This is a genomic window from Vibrio tarriae (assembly GCF_002216685.1).
GTDB classification, from domain to species: Bacteria; Pseudomonadota; Gammaproteobacteria; order Enterobacterales; family Vibrionaceae; genus Vibrio; species Vibrio tarriae.
This window is the reverse complement of the sequence record NZ_CP022353.1, coordinates 2,197,191-2,221,332: the sequence shown is the minus strand read 5'-3', so window position 1 is coordinate 2,221,332 and position 24,142 is coordinate 2,197,191. Positions and strand designations below refer to the sequence as shown.

Sequence of the window (24,142 nt, the reverse complement as noted above, 5' to 3'; positions counted from 1 at the left end):
TGAGATTTGATTATGGAACTATCAATCACGGTTACTGAGCTGCGTTACGCACTCGATACATTTTTCTTCCTGATCTCAGGAGCGCTCGTCATGTGGATGGCGGCAGGTTTCGCTATGTTGGAAGCGGGTTTGGTTCGCTCCAAGAACACCACCGAAATTTTGACGAAAAACTTTGTTCTGTATGCGATTGCTTGTACCACCTATTTGATCGTTGGCTACAACATCATGTATGTCGATAACACAGAAGGTGGCTGGTTACCTTCGTTTGGTGCGCTGATTGGCTCACAGGCCGATGGCGCTGACCACTCGCTCGAATCGGACTTCTTCTTCCAAGTGGTGTTTGTGGCGACCGCGATGTCTGTCGTCTCTGGTGCCGTCGCAGAACGGATGAAACTCTGGGCATTTTTGATTTTCTCCGCAGTATTGACCGCGTTCATCTACCCCGTTGAAGGTTACTGGACTTGGGGCGGTGGCTTCCTTTCAGCGGCAGGATTTAGTGATTTCGCAGGTTCCGGTATTGTGCATTTAGCGGGAGCTTCAGCGGCATTAGCAGGCGTTCTTCTGCTTGGGGCTCGTAAAGGCAAATACGGCAAAAACGGCGAAATTTATCCAATTCCCGGTTCCAACATGCCATTGGCCACACTCGGTACGTTTATTCTGTGGTTCGGCTGGTTTGGCTTTAACGGCGGCTCACAGTTGATGGTGTCGGATTTTGAAAATGCGACGTCCGTGGGCAAAATTTTCCTCAATACCAATGCGGCCGCGGCGGCAGGGGCTATCGCGGCACTCTTCGTGTGTAAAACCACATGGGGAAAAGCGGATCTGACCATGGTACTCAACGGCGCATTAGCGGGCTTAGTGGCGATTACGGCTGATCCTCTCTCTCCTTCACCGCTGTATTCGGTAGCGATTGGCGCAGTGTCTGGCTCTCTGGTGGTGTTTAGTATCATCGGCCTCGATAAGCTGAAAATTGATGATCCGGTTGGTGCGATTTCAGTTCATGGCGTGTGTGGTTTCTTCGGTCTGATGGTGGTGCCACTGAGCAATGCTGAAGCTACCTTTGGTGCACAATTGCTCGGTGCGGCGGTGATCTTCGCATGGGTGTTTGGTGTAAGTCTGGTGGTTTGGGGCGTGCTTAAAGCGACGATGGGGATCCGCGTCTCTGAAGAAGAAGAGATGGAAGGGATGGACATGCACGATTGTGGTGTCGGAGCTTATCCTGAATTCGTGACTGTTAAGTAATATTTAGTTACCAAGTTCACTTTAGAGAACCTGCCCTTTGGGCAGGTTTTTTTATCTCTTCTGATTGTTTTCTTAATAATCATTCTTATAATGTAGTGAAACTGATAAACGTTATCATTAGTAGTTATAAGGGATTTTAGGATGAAAAAGCTGCTCACGCTGTCTGCGATTGCTTGTGGTGTACTCGCTCCTTCTGCAATGGCCGCTGAAGAAGTGAATGTCTACTCTTACCGCCAGCCATTTTTGATTGAACCAATGTTCCAAGAGTTCACCAAAGAAACTGGCATCAAAGTTAACGTGAAATTTGCTAAGGAAGGCATTGCTGAAAAACTTGCCCAAGAAGGCGAATACAGCCCAGCCGATGTGATCTTAACCGCGGAATTCAGCCGTCTGTTTGAGTTGACCGAAAAAGGTTTGACTCAGCCGCTGGATAGCAAACTGATTGAAGAGAACATTCCTGCTCAATACCGCGACAGTGGTGATGAGTGGTTTGCTCTCACGCAGCGTACTCGCAGTGTGTATTCTTCACGTGACCGCCTAGGTAAGCTCGGTGATGGTTTTGACTATATGGATCTGGCAAAACCTGAATTCAAAGGCAAAATCTGTACTCGTAGTGGTAAGCACCCTTACAACGTTGCGTTAGTCGCTTCTATCATCGCAAACCACGGTGAGGCGGAAGCCAAAGCTTGGCTAGAAGGCGTTAAAGCGAACCTAGCACGCAAACCACAAGGTAACGATCGTGACCAAGTTCGTGCGATCAAAGAAGGCTTGTGTGATGTGTCGCTAGGTAACAGTTACTACCTAGGCGCAATGGTTAATGACGAGAAGCAAAAATCTTGGGCTGAAGCGGTATACATCAACTTCCCTGGTCAAAATGCACAAGGTACGCACGTTAACGTGAGCGGTATGGCGATGGCTAAATACTCACCAAACCGTGAAAACGCTCAGAAACTGATGGAGTTTTTGACTGGCGCGACTGCGCAACAGATGTATGCCGAAGTGAACTACGAATACCCAGTTAAACCGGGTGTACAACGTTCTGCATTGGTGGAGTCTTGGGGCGAGTTTAAAGCCGACAGTCTGCCACTGGAAAAAGTAGCAGATAACAATGCTGCGGCGATCAAATTGATCGATGAAGTCAAATTTGACCTGTAAGTAAAATCAGGGGTATAACGTACCCCTATTTTATTTGAGGGAAACAGTATCTGCTTGCTGTTCAAGCCTTATACTGATAGGCGATGAAAGAAAAATATTTTGCCTGGAAAGCCAGCAGCCTAGTGTTAACCACTCTGCTGGTTTTACCGATCTTAGCGATCTTCTATACCGCATTCGGCAACAGTGATGAGGTCTTTGCTCATCTTCTGGCGACTGTGATGCCCACCTATATTTTCAATACTGTGGTATTAACCTGTTCGGTATTGCTCTTGGCTTTGCTGTTTGGAGTACCTTCAGCTTGGCTGATTGCCATGTGCAAACTGCCCGGTGAGCGTTGGCTGCAATGGGCGCTGGTCCTGCCCTTGGCGATGCCTGCTTATATTATTGGTTATCTGTTTACCCATTGGTTTGATTTCGCAGGTCCCATCCAAATCGCTTTGCGCGATTGGACCGGTTGGCAAGCGGGCAGCTACTGGTTTCCCGATATTCGCAGCCTAGGCGGTGCGAGTGTGGTGCTGGCGCTGGTACTTTATCCTTATGTCTATCTTTTGTGTCGCGCAGCGTTTATGGAGCAAAACGTCACTTTGCTTCAGTCTGCGCGCTTACTGAAATGTTCACCATGGCAAAGTTTTCGACGCATTTCTCTGCCATTAGCACGACCTGCGATTGCGGTAGGTTTGTCTTTGGTGGCCATGGAAACCATTGGTGATTTCGGCACGGTAAGCCTGTTTGCGGTGAATACCTTAACCACAGCGGTTTACGATACTTGGCTCGGTTATTCCAATCTCAATGCAGCTGCAAAAATCTCGGCTATTATGCTGGTGATGGTGCTGCTGCTGCTCAGTAGCGAGCGCTACAGCCGTCGCCGACAAAAACTGTATCAAACCCAATTTAATAGCCATGAAGAGTATCGTTATACCTTAAAAGGGTGGCGCTTATGGGGGGCTTTAATCTGGTGCTGGGGTTTGGTGGCGGTGGCGTTTATTCTGCCACTACTGCAATTGGTGAGTTACGCGTGGACCTATTTTGCCCAGAGCTGGACCACCCAATTTAAAGAGTACGCGATCAACAGTTTCACCGTCTCGATCAGTGCTGCTGTCGTAGCGGTATTGGTGGCTTTAGTGGCTAACTTTTATGCTCGTTTACAAAATAATCGCGCCAGTGTTGCGCTGATGCGCCTCTCTTCGATGGGCTATGCGGTGCCGGGAACCGTTCTGGCGATTGGTATTTTAGTGCCTGTGCTCGCACTGGATCATCTGATCAACGATATCGCTAAAATGATGGAGTGGGGACGTCCTGGGCTTGTTTTCTCCGGCAGTTTATTTGCGATTGTGTTCGCGCTGGTGGTGCGTTTCTCGGCGGTAGCCATTGGCAGTATCGAAAGCAGCCTCAGTAAAGTGTCACCTTCGTTGGATATGGCGGCGCGCACGATGGGCTGTCATGCTAATCAAATGCTCAAGCGTGTACACTTGCCGCTGATCCGCCGCGGCGCATTAATCGCAGGCTTGTTGGTGTTTATCGAATCGATGAAGGAATTGAACGCGGCGATTTTGCTGCGTCCGTTTAACTTTGAAACTCTCGCTACTTACGTCTATAACTACGCTTCAGATGAGCGCTTAGAGTTGGCGGCGCTACCCGCCATTTTACTGGTGTTGGTCGGGCTTATTCCTCTTGTTATGGTTAACCGTTCTTTGGAGCAAAAGCACTAATGAGCTGCGCACTGCTGATTGAAAATCTCACTTGCCAATACGATGCACAAACCGTATTGAAATCTCTCTCTTTGCAAGTCAATCCGGGCGAAATTGTCTGTCTGCTTGGCGCAAGTGGTTGTGGTAAAACCACCTTGCTGAAAGCGATTGCCGGCTTGCTGCCTTTGGCTTCCGGTCAGCTTAGCCTTAACTGTGTCACCTTGGATGACGGTAAACGCTGGTTGCCCCCTGAGCAGCGCAATATCGGAATGATTTTCCAAGATTACGCATTGTTTCCCCATCTTACCGTAGCGCAAAACGTTGGTTTTGGGTTAGATGCGATGCCCGCGAAGCAAAAGCAGGCCAAAATTGCCGAGATGCTGGCTCTGGTTCATCTTGATGCTTTCGCAGAGCGTTATCCGCACCAACTTTCGGGTGGTCAGCAGCAGCGTGTCGCCATTGCTCGTGCCTTAGCGTATAAGCCAGATCTGTTACTGCTTGATGAGCCGTTTTCCAATATCGATACTCAAGTGCGCCATGAGCTGATCATTGAGATTCGCAAGATCTTTAAACAGCAGGGGGTGACGGCGATTTTCGTTACTCACTCGCGAGAAGAAGCGTTTGCCTTCGCCGATAAAATGGCGGTGATGAATCGAGGTGTGATTGAGCAGTACGGCACCGCCGCAGAGCTTTACTATCAACCCTCGAGTCAGTTCGTGGCTGATTTTCTCGGCGGGGGCAGCTACTTAAACGCCAAGCGGATCAGTGAAACTCAGTACCAAACTGCTCTTGGGGTTGTGGAAGCCATTGCGCGCCAACCCATCGCGGTAGATACGGAATGCAAGTTGCTGCTACGTCCACAACAGGTGCAAATTCGCGCGGAAGAGGAAAGCAGTGTGACGGTGACGGAGCAGCAGTTTATGGGCGATCATTGCCGTTATCTGATTGATGCGCACGGCACTCAGCTTATCGCGACCTCTTCGCAACCGCTGGAGTTAGGGCAGGCAGTCTCGGTCAATATTGATACCCAAGGCGTGCTCGCTTTCGCCTAATGCTCCCGCCAAGCGTCTTGGATTGCCAAACTATGTTACCTGCATAAAAAAGCCCGACGTCGAGCGTCGGGCAAGTGTTCTTCTCCGCTGAGGGGACTTAACCTCAGGGGATGATTTGACAAGGCGATGATTACAACGCCAAGAAATCTTTCATCTGTTGAAGAACACGCTCCGCAGTATCTTTGTCGGCCATTTCGGCGAAAATACGTAATAAAGGCTCAGTGCCGGAGAAGCGGGCAATCACCCAGCCACCGTTCTTGAAGTAGACTTTAGCGCCATCTTCATAGCTGACTTTGTCGATCTCAAACTCAAACGCAGGCAGTTTTTTCTCAATGTAGACTTTGTTGTAGATCTCATCACGCTGGGCAGGTTTAAATTTGCAATCGCCTTCCGCAGTGTAGGCATAGCCGTAACGATCGTAGATCTCGGTTAACAGCTCAGAGAGTTTCTTGCCCGTCACGCTGATCATTTCCACCAAGAGGCTTGAGGCGAACACGCCATCTTTGCCCTTGATGTGACCACGAATCGTGAGGCCGCCAGAGCTCTCCCCGCCAATCAGAGAGTCGTCCGCTTCCATTTGTGAAGAGATGTGTTTAAAGCCCACAGGCACTTCAAAGCACCGCTCACCATGATCGGCGGCAATCTTATCCAACAGATGTGTGGTTGCGATGTTACGTACCACAGAACCTTTCCAGCCTTTGTACTCCAGCAGGTAGTAGTAAAGCAGGATCAGCACTTCGTTCGGGTGAATAAAGTTGCCTTTTTCATCGATGATGCCAAGGCGGTCCGCATCGCCATCGGTGCCGATACCGATGTCATAACCTTCGTGTTTCACCAGATGCTTCAAGCGATACAAGGTGGCAGCGCTAGGCGAAGGCATCAAGCCACCGAAATCAGGGTTTTTGCCGTCGTTGATCACGTCCACGTCGCAGCGGCCATTGATCAGTACCGTTTGCAGCGCGTTTTTCGCCACCCCGAACATCGGGTCGATCAACACTCGCAGATTGGCTTTCTTGATCGCTTCAATATCGATGAAGTTGATGATGCTGTCGACGAACTCGTTCATCGGGTTGATGATGTCGATCAGTTTGTCGTTGACGGCTTGATCAAAGTCGATCGATTTCACGTCTTGTAAAGTCAGTGTGGCAATTTGCTGCTCGATCTTTTGAGTGATCACTTCATCTGCGTCACGGCCACCACGAATAAACACTTTGATGCCGTTGTAGTCGGCTGGGTTGTGCGATGCGGTAATACAGGCTGAGTAAGCACAATCCATCTCTTTGGCTTTAAACATCACCACAGGTGTCGGCACAAACTTGTCGATAAAGCTCACCACAACGCCATTCGCGGCTAACACTTCGGCAAACCAGCGTCCCGCTTTGTCTGACAGAAAACGGCGGTCGTAACCAATTACGAAGCCTTCGTTTGCGGCTTGCTCATGATGGATGATGTTGGCTAACGCTTGAGCCACCAAGCGCACATTATCTTTAGTGAATTCTTCACCAATAAACGCACGCCAGCCGCCAGTACCAAATTTAATCATTTTCTCCCCCTATCCCTTTTCTACTGACGCTGCAAGAGTCTTGGCTGCAACGACAAGTGGTCTGGGCATATAAAACGCTTAGGTATTAGCAAACGGGCACTCAGCGAGTGCCCGAAAATGGATTAACCTAGAACAACCACGACTTGGTTAACGCTGCCTGCGGCTTGCACAGGAACGGCACCTTCAATCGCTTGACCATTCAGGGTGATGGATTTCACGCCTTTTGAAACGCCTTGCGGGTTTTCCACTTTGATCTGATAAGTCGCATCACGCCATTCGCGAGTCACTTCAAAACCCGGCCATGACGTTGGGATACAAGGATCGATCTCCAGTGCATCGAAGCCCGCTTTGATACCCAAGATATAGTTGGTGGTCGCATGGTATGCCCAGCCAGAAGTACCGGTTAACCATGGGTGGTTAGCGCGGCCGTGATCTTGGTGGTCACGCCCCATGATGAACTGTACGTAAGAATAAGGTTCAGCAATACGGGTTTCGATGATGTCGTTTTGGTTGTATGGGTTGAGTGCGTCATACAGCTCCATCGCACGATCACCACGGCCCAGTTTCGCTTCGGCTACCCATGCCCATGGGTTTGGATGCGAGAAGATCGCGCCGTTCTCTTTCACGCCTTGGTAAACGCGAGTCACGAAACCGATGTCATCATTTGGCGTGGCAAATGATGGAGCGTTCAGGTGTAGACCGTATTTGGAGAACAGGTATTTGTAGACCGCATCCATCGCTTTGATACCGCGTTCATGGCTAACCGTGCCAGACAACACTGCAAGCGAGTTAGACTCTAAATGCACTTTGCCTTCCACTTGTTCGAAGGTTCCGATCTTGTCGCCATTTTTGGTCAGGCCACGGATGTACCATTCGCCTTGTTCATCCCACAAGTGAGTTTCACACGCTTCGCGTACACCATCGGCCATCGCTTGGTACTTGTCGGTTGCCGCTTCATCATTGCGATAGCGTGACAGTTCAAGGAAAGATTCCAACGCCCAGAAGTGTAGGAAAGAGACCATAGAGGACTCACCACCACCGAGGTTCAAACAGTCGTTCCAGTCGGCACGCAGGCCCTTACAGATACCGGTTTGACCCACATATTCTGCAGAGAAATCTAGCGCTGCCATCATGTGCTCATATACGGTTGCGTTGCCGCCATCCGCGTAAGGGATCACCTCGTCGATAAAGGCGAAGTCACCGGTCTCTTTCACATAGTTGAGGATGGTTGGCACAATCCACAGGTGATCGTCAGAACAGGTATCTTTAATGCCGTGGATCTTGTCTTCATCCGACGGTGTGGGGACAACTGTGGGTGATTTAGACGGTTTAACATCCGCTTTTTCTGGATCGAACCAGTCAGGATCAAACAGGTGCAGACCGTAACCGGCTTTCACTTGACCACGCAGTAGGTCAACGAGGCGCTTACGAGTCATCGCTGGGTTAGTGTGCGGTACGGAGATCGCATCTTGCGCAGTATCACGGTAGCCAAGACCTGTACGGCCGCCGACTTCAATGAAAGAGGCGAAACGGGACCACACCACACACGTTTCCGCTTGGTACAGAGTCCAAGCGTTGATCATGGTATCGAGACCTTGGTTGGGTGATTTCACTTGGAATTTCGCACAACGCTCATCCCAGTGTGCTTTGATACCTGCAAAGGCCGAATCCACTTTGCTCAGGTCTTGGTATTTTTCACGCAGTTTTGCGCCGTTGCCTTTGCCTACACCTAAGATCACCGCAAAGCGCACCTTCTCGCCCGGTTGCAGCACGAATTGCTTATGCAGTGCACCACAATGGTTGTAACAGGTTTGCGCACTGTTCGAGCACTTACCTTGCGCCACGGCGATTGGGTTGGCTTCATCACGATACATGCCAAGGAATTGGTCACGTTGGCCATCGTAGCTGTCGGCATCGAAAGTTGCAGTCAGGTAGTAGAAACCGAGGAAATCATCGGTGTTGTAGTACAGGTCATACTCAATCACGCCATCTTTGAACGCTGTTCCCGCTGAGTAGAGCGACATCTGATGGTTTTGGTTGTCTGACTTGATGTGGCTGAAAGAGAACTCAACATAGTTGAACGCACTGATGGTGCGCACTTCGTTGGAGGTATTTTCGATCACAACATCCCAAACTTCGGCATCTTCGCCTTTAGGAACAAACAGAGTTTTGGTGGCGTGAATGCCGTTGTACTCACACTTGAATTTTGAGTAGGACAAGCCGTGGCGAACTTCGTATTTCGCTTGTTCAAGGCTTTTCGCAACTGGTTGCCAAGAGATTGACCAGAAATCGCCTGTCGCATCATCGCGTAGGTAAACATAGTGCCCGGGACGATCTTGGGTAAAGTTTGGACGAAACTTGGTCACGCGGTTGTACTCAGGTGAGTGATAGAAGGAGTAACCCCCTGCGTTGTGTGAAATCACCGTACAGAATTTTTCAGTACCGAGATAGTTAGTCCAAGGTGCGGGTACGTCAGGGCGAGTGATGACGTATTCGCGATTATCATTATCGAAATAGCCGTATTTCATTGTGCTTTCCTTTTAAACCAGCTGCCCTATGGCAGCTAAAAATTTTGCTAGTGAAAACCAGCGTGAGTTCCGTCACGCCGTCGTTACGATTTCCGGAAGAATTACTTTCAAGGCAGAATTACTTCCAAGGCGCGCGATAAGGTATTTTCTGCTTATCCAGCAGTGGTAAATGGCCTTTCAAACGCGCTAGATAATCCAACCAGTCACGCTGGGATTTCTCTGTCCAACCGCCTTCTGCTAATGCCGTGAGACGTGGATAGAGCATGTATTCCATGCGTTCTGAGTTATTGATCAATTCACACCACAAGGCGCATTGAATACCTAAAATGCGTTTACGCAGTGGGTCATTGGCCGGAACGTCGGCTAACGGTTCATAACCGTAAGCGCGTTCTAGCGGAGTAACACCCGCCCAATCCACGCCCGGTTCTTCAGGAGCGTAGTCTTGAACGATATCGAGATAGGTAAATTGTCCCGGCTGCAAAATCACGTCAAAGCCTTGTTTGGCGCAATCCAAGGCGGCTTTTTCCGATAGCCAAGAGTAAATCACCGTATCTTTACTCACTTTGTCGCCGTGATGAGCTTCTTCCCAGCCGACCATACGCTTACCTAAGCTCTTGAGTTTTTTCTCGGCGTAACGCAGTAAGTGGCCTTGCAGCTCTTTCGGGTCGGTATAGCCTTGCTCTTGCATTAAGGCTTGGCATTTCGGGCTATCTACCCACACACCGTGTGGAACTTCATCTGCACCGATATGAATAAATTGGCTTGGAAACAGCGCAGCCACTTCTTCCAATACGATGTCGAGGAATTGATAAGTGCCCGGCAGTGCAGGGGAGAGCACGTTGTCGTTGTAGTACTGAATACTGCGATATTGCGAGCAATCTTCCTCATCGACCAGCCATTCCGGCAGCGCTTTAATCGCGGCGCGGCTGTGCCCTGGTACGTCAATTTCAGGGATGACAGTAATGCCACGATCGCTGGCGTACTCAATCACTGCACGGATCTCCTCTTGGGTATAGAAACCGCCATGACGCTCGGTGAGTAAGCTGTACTGAGGTTCCAGCACTTCATCCATGCCACGCCATGCACCAATGTCTGTCAGTTGCGGCAGGCGTTTAATCTCAATACGCCAACCTTCATCATCAGTCAGATGCCAGTGGAACACGTTAAATTTGTAGTGTGCCAGTTGATTGATCACTCGTTTGACCTGCTCAAGCGAGTGAAAATGGCGGGCGCAATCGAGCATCATGCCGCGATACTTAAAGCGCGGTGCATCGACAATTTTGATCAGAGGAAAACGCAATGAGCCTTGATGCGCTTGCGCCAGTTGCAGCAACGTCGCGCTGGCATGCATAAAGCCACTATGGCTGCCTGCTTCAATCTTGATCCCTTGCGCTTCGATATTGAGTTGATAATGGCCCTCATCGAGCGTGGGATTACTGCGGTAGACGATATCGCTATGGCCAACCGTATTCAGTTTGAACCCATGCAGTGCATGTAATTCTTGCTCTAACCAGCGTGCAGCACGCGCGGCCGAGTCCGATTGCAGCGAGATCTGGCTGGAGTGGTTGACCACAAACTCACCTTGGAAACGTTGCAGTGAGTTAGGTTTGGGGATGAGGCAGAGCTCAGCCGCGGTCACTTCAGGGATCTGGCTACGCTCGCGAAATGGTGACGCGAGAACGATAGGGTTAACCGCAACGTTAATTCGTTCGACAGGCTGTTTATCATTGAGTTGGACAAACGCGTGTTTTACCCCATCGGTGTAGAAATGGTAAGGCGCGGTTTTGATGATGAACTCACAATAAAAGTGGCCATTGGCTGGCAACACTTTTTCCGTTGGAACAATCGAACATAAGCTACCGACTTGGGTCAGTTGACCGTTGGTCACACTCATGGGTTGGATGTAACGATCAATCACAAAATACAGCGACCAATCATGCAGATCTTGATCGCTCAAATTGTGCAGGGTTAAACCAAAACGGCAATCCGGTTTTTGTTCCGAGAGCACCGCAAATTCAATTCGATAACTCATAAACCATCCTTATACAGGTTGTGCTCAGGCTTACCGGCAAACATTAATGCGCCTTCGATAGCATCCGATTGCGGTTTGACAATCCACTGCTGTACCGGTGGGGAGAGCCAATCTTGGATACGCTCAGCAATGCTGCCCATTAAACAGATGCGTTCTGCGCCTTTGTGGTGTAAGGCGATCAGGAACATTTCAATGTCTGCGGCGGTCTGTTTGAGTAATTCAATCGCGAGAGGATCGCCGCAATAGGCATGGCTGAAAATCTGAGGTGAAAATTGCCCATAATCGCGAGGCAGGGCGGTTTTAGACCAAGCAACAATGGCATCAATATCATGGTTAAAGTGGTTCATCACCACATCACACAGCGGGGTATGGGGACGGATGCCATCTTGTGCGAGCAGCACTTGTTGAATCAGGCGTAAGCCCATGACGGCGCCGCTGCCTTGATCGGATATTGGGAACTCACGACCGCCAACCACGTACTGTTTGCCACCTTTTAGCAAAATGCCGCACGATCCGGTTCCAGCGATCATGATCGCGCCCTCTTCACCAAGATGCGCGCCAAGACAAGCGCCATAAGCATCGGTGTTAAGCGTGATGGAAGCGAAAGGGTGCGCTTGCTGCATAAAAGCGTGCCACGCCTCTTTTTGCTCCGCACCAGCCAAAGCAAGACCTACATGCATACGAGGGAAGTCGTCTGGTGATAATCCGCCTTGCTCTGCCGCTTGGGTGATTGCATCGACTACAGAACGCAACGCCACCTCAACACCGAGCATGATGTTGGCGCTGCCACTTTTGGCTTCGCCAACCCATTCACCTTGCTGATTACGAATGCGAGCACGGCAGGATGTACCGCCGCCATCAATGCCTACGTAGTAGTTCATTGGTTCTCCTCCCCGTGAGCGGTAAAGTGAGCAAATTGGCTGATGATGGCAAGCAGATACCAAGCGCCATGCGGGATCCATTGTTCTCCCCAACGCCAGTTTTGCAGCATGTCATCTTTTTGCCCTGCAGGGTTAAACGCGATATCTCTTGGGTCATCAAAGCCCGCGGTTATGCCGTTACACACACCGCCTTTGGCATTGAAAAAGCCTAAATGAGGTAAGTAATCGGGATTATTGTGCCCATGTCCATCGAGCATGCACATGTTGTAAGGATTGAGCCCAATAATCCAGTTCAGGGCATTTTGTGACCACTGTTCAAGTGGCTTAGCGATGGCGGTACTCAAATGAGGCTGAGCAAGATAAGCCATGCTCGCCAGCGAGGCGAGACGGGCATTTTCACCTTGCCACCAGTAACCACTTTCGTTGTCTTGGGCGATAAAGAAACTGGTGCGTTTGGCGCTTTCCACCCCTTTGACATACTGACGCGGGTACCCAAACGGGTTGGAGACTTGTTGAGTTATCGCTAACTCGAATTGACAGGCTTGCTCGACCACTCTTTGGAGTTGAGCGTAGTTAGCCGTATCCGTTTCAATATTCAGATACTCGCAAAGTGCAATGACAGGCAGACCAGCATCACTGGCGTGGAAGTATGGGCGCTCACCGTTGCTGGTGGCAGACCAGTAGTGCGCAATTTGTTCATCGCTGCATTGACGCTTGGCTAAACGCTGTGCCCACTCACGAGCTTGAGCCAGATATTGGTCATTCTCTGTCGTGCGGTAAAGTTCGCAACACGCCAAGAGTGCGCAGTACTCATCAATGATGTTTTCAACCCCATCATTGAGGTAGGCGAGGTTATGCTCTTTGAGGTGCCAGTAGCCTTTTTCTGCCGCCTGTAAATAGTCAGTTTGTGTGAACTCGCCGTGCGTATCCAAACGCGCGGCTGCGGCAAGTGCAGCAATCGCCATGCCACCACCTTGGCGAAAACCCGCTTGATAATCATCGGATTTATGGCCTTGTTGGGTCGCGTAGGCACAAATCTCCCGTTGTTGGGTGTCTTTGCTCCATTTGTCAAAGACGGTCATATAAAAAAATCCCTCGGAGTTTTGCATACGGCGTAGAAAATCAGCACCAAACAACGCTTCATCCTTGAGGCGAGTGCGAGAAAACGATGCAAAACCCGAGTGATGTTGTAAAACCGCTAACCCTTTGAGCATGTTCCAGACCACCAAAGGTGTTTGTTGTGGGTTCAAATAGTTAGCGTAAGAAAGGTGACTGAGATACTTGCTAACGTCACCTGAAGCGTCGTACCAGCCACCGTGCACATCGGCAGTGGTTGATGTGCCCAGCAGCGGTACTTGCTTGTCTTGTTGATCAAACTGCCCAGAGCAGCGTTGCGATTTAAAGTAGTGCAGCACATCAGAAAATGTGCGTTGCATTAATACGCCTCGCGCAATAGTAAAAGTGGCAGAATGCGTGTGTTCCAGGCGCAGATAATAGTCGCCTGGCGTCGTGAAATCGGAAAAATCGATACGATGAAATTGTCCCTGATGCCAGTTGTCGATCTTGCCGTGCCACTCAATAGCGAGCTTGGCAACGGTTTGGTGACTACGAGCGCAAACCAAAAGCACACAATCGTCCATGAGTTGTGTTTGTCCACACAGTAACACCGCCTGTTTAGGGCCTTGGGTTTCATAGCCAATGTGGTTGGTCAGTAACAGCATTCATTTTCTCCGCAGTATGGATTGAGCAAGCTCCCTACGAGAGGGAGCTGCTGGTTTTATTTTTCAAACAGATAACAACGAACAAAGTGGTTGTCAGACAACTGAGTGACTTCTGGCAAGGCTTCGCGACATTTCGCGGAAGCGTGCAAACAGCGTCCTGCAAATGGGCAGCCGACAGAGTTAGGTGTCCACAGTGGGATCTCGCCTTTGTTGCCTTCCAATTTTTCGTGGATCGACTTTTTCGGATCGGGTACCGCAGAGACTAACAGCTTGGTGTAAGGGTGCTGAGGATCGTGAATGATCTCATCGGTATCACCCCATTCCACCATGTGTCCTACGTACATAACGGCTAAATCTTCAGCGATGTAGCGAGCGGTCGCGATGTCGTGCGTGATGTACAGCAGTGACATTTGACGCTCAAACTTCATCTCTTCCATCAGGTTGAGTACGCCTGCACGGATTGACACATCGAGCATTGAAGTGGGTTCATCAGCCAGAACAACCTCAGCACCAACAGCAATGTTACGTGCTAAGTTAACGCGCTGACGCTGACCACCAGAAAGTTGGTGCGGATATTTCGCGGCCGTAGCTTTCGGTGGGATGAGACCTACTTGCTCAAGCAGTTCGTAAACACGCTCTTCCAATTCTTTTTTGTTGCCCGGCGTAACCTTTTTGTGGATCAGCAGCGGGCGAGCAATGTGGTGGAAAATGGTATGGGTTGGGTTGAGTGAGCCAAATGGATCTTGCCATACCATCTGTACGCCTTCGCGGTAATGCATCAGGTCGTCACGAGAAACGATCTCCTGAATATCACGGCCTTTGTACTCGATAACCCCAGAGGTCGGCGCGTACATTTTGGCGATCATCTTGGCGGTGGTGGATTTGCCTGAGCCAGACTCACCCACCACAGATAAACCGCGGCTTTTGTACATTTTGAATGATACGTCGTTGATGGCACGCATCATGGGTTGTTTGAGTGCGTTACTGTTGATGGCAAAATCTTTAACCAGATTTTTTCCCTCAACCAGTAATTCGCCATGTGGTTTGCTCATAATTGTCTCCAGAAATTCTTTGCTACTGCTTTGCCGTGCGCCTTAGCGTTTTATAGTGGCGTTCGATTGCGTATAGAGATGGCAGTTAGAAAAGCGGCCATGCTCGATTTGGCGCAGTACGGTCGGTACCTTAGTGCAAGCTTCATGAACTCGGTCGCAGCGAGCTTGGAAACGGCAACCTTGAGGAATGTCCAACAGGTTGAGCGGGTTTCCAGGGATACCTGTGAGTTTTGTTTTTGGTCCAGTTAATGGTGGAAAAGAGCTTCCCAACCCTTTGGTATAAGGGTGGTAAGGGGTTTCCAGAATCTGTTTTGAAGGTGCCACTTCAATCAATTCACCGGAGTACATGATGCCGATACGGTCTGAGAACTCGACCATCAGTGACAAGTCATGAGTAATGAACAGAATAGAGAAACCAAACTCTTCTTTGAGTGCGTAGATCTTCTGCAGAATTTCACGCTGAACGACAACATCTAGTGCGGTCGTGGGTTCATCCATAATGATCATTTTTGGATTGAGCGCGAGCGCAATCGCAATCACCAAGCGTTGACGCATACCACCCGAGAACTGGTGCGGATAATCGTTAAGACGGCTTGGGTGAATATCCACAATTTCTAACAGCCCTTCCGCACGACGTTTAGCTTGTTCACGCGTCATATTGGTATGGCGCATGATCACATCGCAAAACTGCTCTTCCATAGTTAGAACTGGGTTCAGCGCGTTCATTGCACTTTGAAACACCATCGACATTTCTTTCCAACGGAACGCTTGCATGCGCTCATCACTGTATTGCAGGATGTCTTCACCGTTGAAAATCACCTCGCCACCGGTGATGAATGCGGGCGGCTTATGAAGACGCATCAGCGAGAAGGCAACGGTTGATTTACCACAACCGGATTCACCCGCAAGGCCAAACACCTCGCCGGGGGCTAAATCAAAGCTCACATTGTTACAGGCACGGACGTCACCAGCATCGGTAATGTAGTCCACGCATAAGTTGCGGATTGAGATTAATGGCGTAGTCATGATTATTTATCTCCGCTCCAAAGTGCATTTTGTGGTGGTACGTTCGGTTGGCGCGCTTTTTGGTCTTGCTTGGCCAGATTCTTCCAGCGTTTCATACCTTTGTGTGAACGCAGTTGTGGGTTAGCAATTTCGTCAACCGCAAAGTTCAGCAGAGCAAGGCCTGTAACCAGCAGAGTTAAAGATAAACAAGGTGCCAGCAGTTCCCACCAAGCGCCGATCAGCATCGAAGATGAGGTTTGTACGTTGTAGAGCATGATGCCCCAACTGATGGTGTTAGGATCGCCCAAGCCTAGGAAGGAGATCGTCGCTTCCATCATGATCGCGTACATCACCGAACCGATAAAACTTGCGCCGACAATTGAAATCAGGTTTGGCAGAATCTCAACAAAGATGATGCGCCATGAGGATTCACCCAGCACTTCTGCAGCTTTCACAAACTCTTTCTCACGCAGTGCCATGGTTTGCGAGCGAACCACCCGCGCACCCCAGGCCCAGGAGGTACAACCAATAATCAGTGCTATGGTGAGAGGTCCCGCTTCCCCAATAAAGGCGGCTAATACGAACAGCAGTGGGTATTGCGGAATGACCAGCATGATGTTCATTGCGGCGGTGAGGAAATCGTCGATTTTCCCGCCAAAATAACCCGCAGAGACACCGATGACGGTGGCTAAGAAACAGACCGTGATACCAGCGCCGAAGCCCACAGCTAAGGATACGCGAGCACCATAAGCCACTTGTGACCACACATCACGACCCATACGTGTGGTGCCTAGTATGTGGTCAGCTTTTTTCGACATCGCTAGAGTGCGGCGATCTGTCGCTAGGTTTTCGGCAATCCAGCCATCAGGATTCGCTTTAGCCGCTTTTACGACAAAAGCGGGGTATTCGTGCGGATTACCCGTACGTTTATCTGGCTCATGCGAGGTAAGAAGTGGTGCTGCGACCGCGAGCAGAAAGAATAGACTTAAGATGGTGACACCAATCATCGCCATACGGTTGCCGCGTAAGAGTTTCCAAAGTGCTTTCATGATTATTTACCTCCCTTGCGTAAGCGAGGGTCTAGAACAACGTATAACATGTCCGCCAGCAGGTTAAAGAACAGCATGAACAGCGTCATGATCAGAAGCTGGCCTTGCAGAACTTGGTAGTCACGTGCGGTAATCGCGTTGAACAATACAGTGCCTAAACCTGGGTAGTTGAAGATGATTTCGATAATCAGCTGACCACCAATCGCCATACCGAGCGACATAGAAAGTGCGGTCACACTTGGCAGTAGGGCGTTACGTGCTGCGTAGTTAAATACCACGCGGTTTTCGCTCAGGCCTTTGCCTTTTGCCATGGTGATGTAATCTTCAGCTAGCAGGTTAATCATGTTGTTACGCATGTTGACCAAGAAACCACCGATTTGCACGATAGAAGCACAAACCAGAGGAAGGAAGGCGTGATAGGCTACATCTTTGATGAATGCCCAACTCGTCCAATCTGGAGTGGTACCTGCTGTGTATGCGTAGCCAGTCGGGAACCAACTTAAACCGATGGCGAAGGTGAACATGGCGAGCATGGCAATAACCACTTGTGGTACAGCCTGAATCACCAGCATTCCCGGTGTAATAAAAGTGTCGTAACGGCTGCCCCGTTTCCATGCGGCAAAAATACCGAGCACAGAGCCTATGGAGAAAGAGATGATAACCGCCGTACCCGCCAGGAACAGTGACCAACCAAATGCACCACCAAGCAGCTCGTTCACACTTAAAGGGTAGAATTTGATTGAAGTACCCAACTCCCAAGTAAGAATGCTTTTGATGTACGTCAGATACTGCACATACCAAGGACCTTCTACAAAGCCAAGAAGCTGCTTCATGGCTTCGATACGCTCTGGAGTAACTTGTGCGGTTGCGTTGGCAAACATCATGGTGACGGGATCACCAGGCATGGCACGCGGAATAATAAAGTTTAATGTTGCTGCGACCAGCAACGCGGCAAAATAGAACGACAATCGTCTTAAAAAGTAACCCATAACTTACACCTTACTCACCCAGTTTTGTCCTGTCTCTGGTTTCAGGTCTCGCCCCTAGCGAATTTGAGAGCGAGAAATCCCCTGACAACGAGCGCCATATGTTTGCTTAACAACATGAGGGGATTTAGATAGGCGGCGCACAGCGTGCGCCGCAAGAAATGAACGTGTATTACTTAACTGGTTTCAGATCCAGTACGTGTAGTAGACGCTCTGGGATACCAGCCCAAACGCTTGGACGGCCCTTCGGATTTTCTTCGCTCCACCAGCCAGTGAAACGAGTGGTGTTGTACTGATACATCCATGCACCAGACATTACAGGGATAGTGACTTGGTTTTCAGCAATGATCTTCTGAATACCGTGAGCGATCGCTAACTGCTCGTTCTTGTCCGCTGTTTTGTAGAAGCTGTCTAGCAAACCATCTAACTTCTTGTCTGTGAAGTAGTGCATCGCGAAGCGTGGCATACCATCACCAGATTGTAGTGCTGAGTTGTAGCCGCTGTTCCAGTAAGTGAATGGGTCAGCGCCGTGGAAGTAGTTGGTGTACGCAACGTCGTAAGTACCTTCTAGCATCGCTTGGTTATAAACCGCGAATTCAGGAGTACGTGCTTTCGCTTTGATACCCACTTCTTGTAGCTGCTCAACCGCCAGTTGAACTGTGTTGTTGAAGTCAGTCCAGCCGTTTGGAGATTGGATCAGCAGTTCAAAAGATTTGCCTGATGGAGTTTCAACGAAACCGTCACCGTTCACATCTTTGAAGCCCGCTTTTGCCAGTAGCTTCTTAGAGCCTTCAACGTCATAGGTGTTGAAGCCTTTGTACTTTTTGTGGGTCGCTTCATCAGACCATGCTTCGAATGCGTAGCCTAGACCTGATGCGAAGTCGTTCACTGTACCGCTGCCGTAGAAGGCGATGTCAATGATGGTTTGACGATCCAGAGCCATAGAGAATGCACGACGGAACTCTACGTTATCCAATGCTTCTTTTTTCGCTGCATCTGGGTTTTTGAAGTTCACCATGAACGCCTGAGTACCTGCTGCTGGATACCAGTAGTGGTGGTTAGGATTCGCTGCGGCGTAAGTGCGGTCGATATCTGGAACAAATGAAGAAGTCCAGTCGAGCTCAGAGTTAACGATTTTGCCCAGTAGTTGGTCGTTGTTTGCGATTTGTGGAACACGCAGACAGTCAACTTCTAGGTTTGACGCATCCCAGTAATTCGGGTTACGACACTGGATGTACAGTTGTGGTGTGAAAGTGTCGATCACAGTGAAAGGACCAGTACCTACTGGGTTTTCGTTAGTGAAGGTCGTTGGATCTTTCACTTCTTTCCATACGTGCTCAGCAACGATAGGAATCAGAGAGATTTCATAAGGTACGTTTGAGTTTGCTTCAGACAAACGGAAACGCACTTTATATTCGTCAACTTTCTCAACGCTGGTAACCCACTTGTTGATACCACGTTGATCAAGTTCTGGTTTCGCTTTCAGCAGGCCGAAAGAGTAAACCACGTCGTCAGCTGTGAATGCTTCACCATCAGACCACTTAACACCTTTGCGGATATCGAAAGTCACGCTCATTAGGTCGTCAGCCATTTTGTAGCTTTCAGCTAGACGGAAAACAGGCGTATTACCTTTCATTTCATTGAATACAACCAGAGGTTCATAGATAAAATCGGTGGTTGTACGTAGGTTAGTCGCTAGGTACGGGTTGAAGTTACGTACCATTGTAGGGTAGAAATCTGGCACGATGGTGAGCTCACTACGTGCAAACGCTGGAGCTGAGACACTGGTTGCTGCTGCGATTACTGCGGCGGCTAGTGCTGTCTTTTTAATATTGGCAAGCATAGCTGTTCCTTACTAGTTGCTTTCATTTCACTAATGGATGGAATGTCATCAATTGATAAACACTCTCCAAGACCTACCTCATCACTTTACCCCGTCGGAGGAAAGGGAGTTATGAGTGGCCTGTAGGCCTTTGGCAGGAGTAAGAAGACACCTTGCCAAGAAATTTATCAATTCCAATTCCCGTTAAAAACGTCAAAACTTGGGTGGCCTACGTTATTAACGTCAAAATACCTTCTGGTGTGTGATTTTTATACAAAAAACGCTCAGTGATTCACCTCGCAAAACGTGTGATGTTAAGTTCACTTTGTTAGTGCTTACTTACTTTGTTTTCCTTTTTATATAATGATTTTTTTGCCTGTTTTCTATTAGCGAGATCTTGCTCACTAGCCTGATTTTACGTTAATTTAATCAATTAAATTAAATCTGGCGAATTGTTGTGACCCCCTTCGCAATCTCAAACAAAGGCTGACTGAATCAGGAATTTGCTGTCCTTTCTTACCGTTTTATCCCTACTTTTTGAATACAAGAAGAGGGGAGTAATATGCTTTTTTTATCTCTTGAATCAAGTCTGAGTGTGTCACTCTGGTGCTCAATATGAAGGGACGTATTCTTCTGCGATTGGAAGCTGCAGCGGTGTTGGCTTCGTTTTTTCACCCCAATCACATAGTTTGTCTATGCTCATGGGGATAAACTCACTTGTCACCTACCTGCAATTCCAAGTCGCTTGGGTATGCAACTTCAATACGTTGAATAACCGCGCTGGGAAAGCGTTTTGTTATGGTAATAAAAAACCACCATGCGGTGGTTTTTATGACTAGCTGGTGGATTGCTTTACTCACTGGTCAGGAGTTTTTGTAATTTATCGCGCTGCATTTCGATGTGAGTGCGTTCAGGACCTGCTTCTTTGCAATGCTCAAGAATGTAGTCGAGCGAGTTCAGTACGGTTCGCCAACGCGGTGTTTTAGGCAGTGTCTCAATTCGTAAGTATTTGTCTAGGGTACGAGTTTGTAGCGTGCTGCGGTCAAGATAAACGCGCCATAAGCCACTTTGCTCTGCAAAAGTAAACTTGCTCTGTCCTGAGACTCGCTCCCAATAGTTCAAGGCACTGGTCATGGCTTCGACTAACACGGCACGCATCAAATCTTGTTTCGATTGATACTCGCCAGAAGCTTTATCAGCAAGACGAGTAAACTCACCACCCAGTTCCTTGAGTTTTTGCAGTTTGTCTTTATCGCCTTCGAAAGCATAGCTAGACAGGGCTTCTACCGCGGTTTCTAGGTTATGAATCCGTGCGGCATTGACGCTGCCGCCGACATTAAAAATGTACATCGCTTGTAAGCCAGAACCTTGCGGCAAGCGCAGGACATCTGCAGAGAGATGCTGGCGAACATCATCGACGTAAACATCGATATTGCCGCAGTAATGCTCTTGTTCAATATTCAGGAATTTAGGTGCAATCAACTCTTCGGCGTTGGAGCGTTTGAGCTGCTCAGGGGTACGTCTAAATAAACGTGCTGCCGCTTCATTAGCAAAACGTACTTTATTGCCTTCTTTGACGCACAAAATCGCTTCTGGCGCAGATTCTAACTGTTCCAATAAGCGGCCTTGGGTTTCCAGTAGGCTCGCTTCTACCATAGCTCGATGCTTCAACTCTTTTTGTAGCTGGGCATTCTCAATTCGGCGCAGTTCCGCTTTGCTAGCCGTGAGGTGAGCGACAATGCGCGCGGCCAGCTCTTGCTTGTTGAATGGTTTGGATAAGTAGTCATTGGCTCCGGCTTCAAACCCTCGCACTCGGTCATCAGACTGGTTGAGTGCCGTCAGCATAATAATAGGGAGTTCAGCGTGGTCGTATGTTTGTCGAAGTTTTTCACACACTTGATAACCGCTCATTCCTGGCATCATGATGTCGAGTAACACCAATTCAGGTTTTTCACGTTTAATCGCTTCAAGCACTTGATGCCCATCTTGCGCGGTATGCACACGGTAACCTTCAAGACGTAAGAAGCTGTCCAACACACGCAGGTTGACAGGTTCATCATCGGCCACCAGCAGAAGTGGGCCATGTTCATTTTCGGGTAAGGTGCTTTGTTCTGGCAGCTCGGTATCTAACACCTCAGGTGCTTGAAAGTGAGGGAGTTCGGTCAAGCGAGCTTGAGCAATCTCTTCTTCACTAGCGAGAGGCAGCGTAAAGCTGAAGGTTGTACCAACCATCGGCTGGCTACTCACGTAGAGTGTTCCGTGCATCAACTCAATTAATTGACGGCTGATTGAAAGCCCGAGCCCTGCGCCTTGGCGATAACGACTGGTGTCATGACCTGCTTGAATCAATGGCTCAAAAATATGCTCTAGTTGCTCTGCCGGAATGCCTTGTCCTGTATCCACCACTTGCACCCGCACTTTATCGTCAATATAAGTCGCGGAAATAACAATTTTGCCTTCGGAAGTGTACTTAATGGCATTACCGATCAAGTTATATAGGACTTGCTCTAAGCGTTGAGGATCCGCTGAAACCCAGACAGGTTGCTCTGAGACCTGATTAATAATGCGCAGCGTTTTCTTGCCGAGTAAATGGTGAGAAAGCTCTAAGACCAAGCGCGTGGCGCTCGATAAATCGACGGCACACCTTTGAATATCCAGCGCGCCATAGCGCATTTTGTGGTAATCGAGTAAGTCATCAACCAGAGTTGCTAATCGCTGCCCACTGCTGATGATGATGTCGAGTTGATACTTGTGTGCCGCTGAAATATGACCATTCGCTCCAGAGATCAGCGCTTCGGCAATGCCAATCATGCCATGCAATGGAGTGCGTAATTCATGTGATGTAGTGGCGAGGAACTCATCTTTCAGCTTATTCGCTAGCTGCAACTCATCGTTTTGTTTACGAATGATCAGTAAGTTGTTCTCTAACTCTTTGTTTTGCGATTTGATCAGCGATATTTTTTCGCGAATGGAACGCTGCATGCGCTCAAAACTAACCGCCAATCGGCCAATTTCATCTTTGCGTTCGGTATTGATCATGGCTTCATCAAGATCGCCTGCCGAAACACGTTCGGCTGCCCATGTCAGCTTCAAAAGCGGTGAGGTAATGAAATTGGAAAGGTAATGTGAGGCAATGACTACTAAGACGATGGCCGTCAACATCGCAAAAACAAACAGTTTTTCTAACTGACGAACGCGAGCAAACGCTTCTTTCTCAGGCAGTTCAACCACCAGTGCCCAATGGATATTTTTCAAATTGATCGGTGCATAGGCCGCGATGATCTGTTCACCATCAGTATTGGTATAAGTGCCTACGGCGCGTTTGCCCGATAAGGCTAAATCGACCACTTCTTTACTCTTTTCAACCGCAATTTCGGCGGAAGTTAAAGTTCTTGAGCGGTGATCTTGTCCCACCAAAATGGTTTGCATGGAGGGGTTGCTACTGCCTTCTGCGATGAGTTTTGTGATCGCATTACTTGGCAAGCGGAACATAGCGTAGCTATGTAAATAGCCTTGTTGAATAATCGGTGCGCCAAGCCAAGCGTATTGTTTGCCATCTTCTTGCACAAAATCAGAAATCACGACAGGAGTAAAATCTTCGTTGGTTTTGCGCTGTTCATTGACCGTTTGTTCTAAACGCTTGAAGGTATGGCCTAGATTGGAGTCTTGGTATTTGCCCGTTAATAAGTTAGTGCCAAAATTGTCATATTTATAAATCGAATAAACGACGTTGCCATCAATATCGACCAATAAGATGTCATCAAAGTCCGAACGTTTAAGCAGTTCTAAATAAGCCCAGTGATAGCGTTTATGCAGCAGTCGGTAGCGTTCACTGCCCACGTAGCTGCTTGATTGGGGGAGTACCGAGGTTTTTATTTGATCACCAGAGCCGGTGATATAGCGCTGCTGAGCATGCTCACGAGCCGCTTCAATACTGACGTCTAAACGCTGGAAAGCATTCACCAGACCATAAAAACGCCCGCCACTGGCATAAGCCAGCTCGGAACGGACAAAGCCCATCACTTCCGACTCTTTGGCCATCATGTAGTCAATAACTTGTTGCTGTTTATTATCCCGAACAGAAACAAGATAAGAAGTACTCTGCTGTTCCAGATCTTTACTGTGTGAATGCAGGAAAAACAGTGCAGTAATGGTCAATGGAATAATGCTGAGAGCCAAAAATGCTGCCATCAGCGTATTTTGCAGGCGTTTGAATTTTTGTTTTCGATAGAACCTAAACATAATTAAGGTGTTACTTTCGGTGAAACTCTGCGGCGAGCGCCAAGCACGAGTGTGTGATAGACAAGGAAAACCTAAAGTAACGAAATTAACGAGTTTTTTTACTTTGACAAGTAAGTCCAAGCTAAAGCGTGTGCATAGACGCAA

The 24,142-nt window shown here is 48.8% G+C and carries 15 protein-coding genes; 4 read left to right on the top strand and 11 right to left on the bottom strand.

From position 1 onward, the window contains the following. Window positions 1-12: 12 nt before the first annotated feature. From amtB to CEQ48_RS15810, 4 genes are all read left to right on the top strand, one after another. Window positions 13-1,242 carry an ammonium transporter AmtB gene (amtB, locus tag CEQ48_RS15825; RefSeq protein ID WP_089071907.1) on the top strand — a complete coding sequence of 410 codons (1,230 nt, stop codon included), beginning with the start codon at window positions 13-15 and terminating at the stop codon, window positions 1,240-1,242. 141 nt (window positions 1,243-1,383) lie between these two features. Continuing rightward, window positions 1,384-2,397, top strand: coding sequence for a Fe(3+) ABC transporter substrate-binding protein (locus CEQ48_RS15820; RefSeq protein WP_089071906.1), 1,014 nt, complete (start codon window positions 1,384-1,386; stop codon window positions 2,395-2,397). A gap of 83 nt (window positions 2,398-2,480) precedes the next feature. Next, window positions 2,481-4,106, top strand: a complete 1,626-nt coding sequence (locus CEQ48_RS15815; RefSeq protein WP_089071905.1) for an ABC transporter permease — start codon at window positions 2,481-2,483, stop codon at window positions 4,104-4,106. After that, window positions 4,106-5,137 (top strand): ABC transporter ATP-binding protein, encoded by a 1,032-nt coding sequence (locus CEQ48_RS15810; protein ID WP_089071904.1) that lies wholly within the window; start codon window positions 4,106-4,108, stop codon window positions 5,135-5,137. The genes CEQ48_RS15815 and CEQ48_RS15810 overlap by 1 nt, the downstream gene beginning before the upstream one ends. 130 nt (window positions 5,138-5,267) lie before the next feature. Here the strand turns inward: CEQ48_RS15810 and CEQ48_RS15805 are convergent, their stop codons facing one another. The 11 genes from CEQ48_RS15805 to chiS form a co-directional block, all read right to left on the bottom strand. After that, window positions 5,268-6,680 carry a phosphoglucomutase/phosphomannomutase family protein gene (locus CEQ48_RS15805; RefSeq protein WP_089071903.1) on the bottom strand — a complete coding sequence of 471 codons (1,413 nt, stop codon included), beginning with the start codon at window positions 6,678-6,680 and terminating at the stop codon, window positions 5,268-5,270. A gap of 122 nt (window positions 6,681-6,802) precedes the next feature. Continuing rightward, window positions 6,803-9,208 carry a glycoside hydrolase family 94 protein gene (locus CEQ48_RS15800; RefSeq protein ID WP_000873677.1) on the bottom strand — a complete coding sequence of 802 codons (2,406 nt, stop codon included), beginning with the start codon at window positions 9,206-9,208 and terminating at the stop codon, window positions 6,803-6,805. Between the two features lie 118 nt (window positions 9,209-9,326). Beyond that, entirely contained in the window at window positions 9,327-11,240 is a 1,914-nt protein-coding gene (locus CEQ48_RS15795) for a beta-N-acetylhexosaminidase (protein WP_000122101.1), read from the bottom strand. Further along, the gene (locus CEQ48_RS15790; protein WP_001110415.1) at window positions 11,237-12,121 is read right to left on the bottom strand and encodes a glucosamine kinase nucleotide-binding domain-containing protein; all 885 of its coding nucleotides are present in this window, start codon (window positions 12,119-12,121) and stop codon (window positions 11,237-11,239) included. The genes CEQ48_RS15795 and CEQ48_RS15790 overlap by 4 nt, the downstream gene beginning before the upstream one ends. Beyond that, window positions 12,118-13,842: a glycoside hydrolase family 9 protein gene (locus tag CEQ48_RS15785; RefSeq protein WP_089071902.1), complete on the bottom strand. Its 1,725-nt coding sequence runs from the start codon at window positions 13,840-13,842 to the stop codon at window positions 12,118-12,120. The genes CEQ48_RS15790 and CEQ48_RS15785 overlap by 4 nt, the downstream gene beginning before the upstream one ends. 56 nt (window positions 13,843-13,898) lie before the next feature. Continuing rightward, window positions 13,899-14,894, bottom strand: coding sequence for an ABC transporter ATP-binding protein (locus tag CEQ48_RS15780; protein ID WP_000042561.1), 996 nt, complete (start codon window positions 14,892-14,894; stop codon window positions 13,899-13,901). 42 nt (window positions 14,895-14,936) lie between these two features. Next, window positions 14,937-15,920, bottom strand: coding sequence for an ABC transporter ATP-binding protein (locus tag CEQ48_RS15775; RefSeq protein WP_000211040.1), 984 nt, complete (start codon window positions 15,918-15,920; stop codon window positions 14,937-14,939). A 2-nt stretch (window positions 15,921-15,922) separates the two neighbouring features. Continuing rightward, on the bottom strand, window positions 15,923-16,948 hold the full coding sequence (locus tag CEQ48_RS15770) for an ABC transporter permease (RefSeq protein ID WP_089071901.1): 1,026 nt from the start codon (window positions 16,946-16,948) through the stop codon (window positions 15,923-15,925). A gap of 2 nt (window positions 16,949-16,950) precedes the next feature. Next, window positions 16,951-17,937, bottom strand: coding sequence for an ABC transporter permease (locus CEQ48_RS15765; RefSeq protein ID WP_089071900.1), 987 nt, complete (start codon window positions 17,935-17,937; stop codon window positions 16,951-16,953). Between the two features lie 169 nt (window positions 17,938-18,106). Next, complete coding sequence (locus tag CEQ48_RS15760; protein WP_089071899.1) at window positions 18,107-19,777, bottom strand: ABC transporter substrate-binding protein; 1,671 nt, start codon at window positions 19,775-19,777, stop codon at window positions 18,107-18,109. Between the two features lie 831 nt (window positions 19,778-20,608). Then, window positions 20,609-24,142, bottom strand: coding sequence for a two-component system sensor histidine kinase ChiS (gene chiS / locus CEQ48_RS15755; protein ID WP_198301176.1), 3,534 nt, complete (start codon window positions 24,140-24,142; stop codon window positions 20,609-20,611).